Below are 2,898 nucleotides of genomic sequence, written 5' to 3'. Positions count from 1 at the left end.
CAACCCGAAGACATAGATTCATAGTTTCGCCGCTTTGGGAATCCCCCACGTGTGTCAGCATCACGGACGGATGGTATAAATCCGCGCCGTGGAAATGTCGTGCCGCTGTGCCACAGCCAAAACGCTGGCCCCAGGCGCAAAGGCTTCTGACAAAATCTGCAGCCGTTCCTCGTCGCTCCAACGCCGCCGCCGTTCCGGCCCGGTCATTACCGTTATCTGCCCCATGAACCGCTCCTAAGCCTACTCTCGAGAGCATTCTTAAGAGCAGTCCACTACCTCACGACAAGGCGGGCGCCGCCGGATGGATACGATCGCACAGTCGCCAGCGCACGACACCATGCGCCGCCGGGATTGGCCCGGTCTCAACCATTTCGGCAAGCTTGGCGCGCTGCTCGTCGTTCAAGATCGACGCCCGCCCGGGGGCCTTGCGCGTTGCCAGGCCATCAGGGCCGCACTCATTGAACCGCAAAACCCAGTCACGCACGATTTGCAGCGTCACCCCGGCAACTTTCGCTGCCGCGCTACGGCTTCCGCCGTCCAGGATCAGTGCCACCGCCAATAGACGACGCACATGGTCCCCATCACCGCATGGTCGGGCAACGATACGCAAATCCGCTGATGTGTAGTCAGTTCGAACACCAATCGCCGCCGCCTGCGGATTCCGATGATGCCGCCCGTCTGTACCGATATGATCTCGCCCGTTGTTCCGGGATGATCTCGCCCACCTGAGGGGCGTTTGGTCGACGTCGATGGGTTGGCATTTTTTGGGTGTAGCGGTCAAGCCGGGAGTGTTGGCTGAGCGCGCCGCATGGACTCCCCTTCAAGTTCGATACGATGGGCATTGTGAACGAGGCGGTCCAGGATGGCATCGGCGTAGGTATTGTCACCGATGGCGTGATGCCAGGCAGATACTGGAAGTTGGCTGGTCACGATGGTGGAGCGGCGGCCATAGCGATCTTCGAGGATCTCGAGCAGATCGTGGCGAGCCTGGGCATCGAGGGGCTGAAGACCCCAGTCGTCCAGGATCAGCAGTTCGACCTGGCCCAGGCTTTTAAGCTTGCGGGCGATGCGCCCGTCACCGCGCGCCAGCGCAAGATCCTCCAACAGGCGAGGGAAGCGGGCGTAGAGGACCGAGCGGTTGTCCCGGCAAGCCTTGTGTCCGATGGCGCAGGCCAACCAACTCTTGCCGATGCCGGTGGGACCGCACAGCGCCAGATTGTCGTGGGCATCGATCCAGTCGCCTTGGAACAGGGTTTGGAGAAGGCGCCGATCCAGGCCGCGCGGGTTCCGATAGTCGACGTCTTCTGGCGTCGCCTGGTGGCGCAGCCTGGCATGGCGAAGACGGGCAATGAGGCGCTTGTCATGGCGATGCGTCATTTCCCGATCGAGCAGCAAGCCAAGCCATTCGGCATGGTTCAGCGTCGCGCTGTCACCATGTTTGTCGAGTTCGCTAAACGCCTTGGCCATGCCGTACAGGCCCAGCGTGTTGAGTTGATCAAGGGTAGGATGGGTGAGCACAGCTGTCTCCTTCAGTGGTAATAGGTTGATCCGCGGATATTCGAGTGATCGATTGCGCCCTCGCCGGCGCTTTGCGGCGCACGCAACGGCTGCCCGTCTAGCTTCTTTTCCAGAATGGATTTGACCGACCCATAATTGCGCGCGCCGATCTCAAGCGCCCGCAATGCCGCGGCGTCGAGCCGCGCCGCGCCATAAGGCCGCGCCAGGCGCAAGATGCCCAGGCACGAGCGATAGCCCTGCTCGGGATGAGGACGGTCGTGCAGGATCATCTCGCACAGTAACTGTACCGATGGTCCCAGATTCCCGGCTTCCGCGACAATGCGCTCGATCGTCCAGTCGGCGTAGCGACGATGGCTCGAGGGCATATGATCGTTGATAGTGGTATGCCGGCCATTGCCCGAACCACGCATGTGGGCAGCAATGCGTTCGCCCTTGGCGAAGATCTCAACGGTCCGCGCCGTCACCCGCACTTCGACCGCGGCGCGCGCGTGGCGATAGGGCACTGAGTAAAAATGCTTTTCGACTTCGACATGATAATCGAGGCCGACGCGCGCACGGCGCCACTGCGCCAGGACATAGGGCTCTGCTGGTAACGGCTTGAGCAGCGGTGCGTCGATGTCTTCGAAGAGTTGGCGTCGCGTCTGCCCGAACCGGCGCATCACCCGCTCGTCGTTGAGCCGCTTAAGCAGATCGACGATCGCGGCATTGAGCTCGCCCAGGCTGTGCCAGACCCGGTGACGCAAGCGGCCGAGCAGCCAGCGCTCGACAAATCCCACGCAATTTTCGACTTTAGCTTTATCCCGAGGGCGATACGGCCGGGCTGCGAGGACTCCGGTGCCGTAATGCGCCGCCAGATCGGCGTAAGTCCGATTGACCTGGGGGTCGTAAAGACAGGCTTTGATGACCGCGACCTTGGCGTTGTCGGGGACAAGCAGTCTGGCGGAACCGCCAAAATAATCAAAGGCGCGGACATGCGCGTCTACCCAGTCCGGCAGCGTCTCGGTCCAGCTCGCGCAGGCAAAGGACAGGCTGGAGGCGCCCATGACGGCCACGAAGATATGTGCCTCGCGGATTTCACCCCTCAGCCTGTCGACCACCACGGGCACCGTGTCCCCGGCATAGTCGACGAACATCCGGTCGCCGCCCAGATGTGTCTGCCGCATGGTGACCGGCAGCCTGGCTTCCCAGCTCCTGTAGAGCTCGCAAAAACGGCTGTATCGTAAGCGCCGACGGAACGTGACCTTGTCGGCATCACCGAAATAGGAAAGCTCGCAGCCTTTAAGGAGGCGGGGGCATGGACAGTGAGCAGTCAAACGAGATGGGGTGGTTGCCGCCCTCCCCAGACGGCACTGAGATGTGCCAGGATAGTGGAATTAGGAC

The 2,898-nt window shown here is 61.8% G+C and carries 3 protein-coding genes and 1 pseudogene; all 4 read right to left on the bottom strand.

The window, feature by feature from the left end:
• Window positions 1-60: 60 nt before the first annotated feature.
• Entirely contained in the window at window positions 61-225 is a 165-nt protein-coding gene (locus V2I08_RS20255) for a transposase (protein ID WP_349636554.1), read from the bottom strand.
• Between the two features lie 52 nt (window positions 226-277).
• A complete protein-coding gene (locus tag V2I08_RS20250; RefSeq protein ID WP_349636553.1) occupies window positions 278-571 on the bottom strand; it encodes a helix-turn-helix domain-containing protein in 294 nt (97 codons plus the stop codon).
• A 206-nt stretch (window positions 572-777) separates the two neighbouring features.
• Complete coding sequence (istB, locus tag V2I08_RS20245) at window positions 778-1,518, bottom strand: IS21-like element helper ATPase IstB (RefSeq protein ID WP_349636552.1); 741 nt, start codon at window positions 1,516-1,518, stop codon at window positions 778-780.
• An 11-nt stretch (window positions 1,519-1,529) separates the two neighbouring features.
• A pseudogene (istA, locus tag V2I08_RS20240) lies at window positions 1,530-2,738 on the bottom strand (IS21 family transposase); the annotation flags it as partial.
• Between the last annotated feature and the right edge of the window lie 160 nt (window positions 2,739-2,898).

It is taken from the genome of Sphingobium sp. MK2, assembly GCF_040170545.1.
In the GTDB taxonomy this organism is placed as follows: Bacteria; Pseudomonadota; Alphaproteobacteria; order Sphingomonadales; family Sphingomonadaceae; genus Sphingobium.
Note: the sequence above shows the minus strand (reverse complement) of the source record. Positions and strands in the feature narration are given on the sequence as shown.

Bases quoted from the DNA above. Each gene is read 5' to 3' on its own strand.
- V2I08_RS20255 (WP_349636554.1), bottom strand. From the start codon at position 225: ATGGGGCAGATAACGGTAATGACCGGGCCGGAACGGCGGCGGCGTTGG.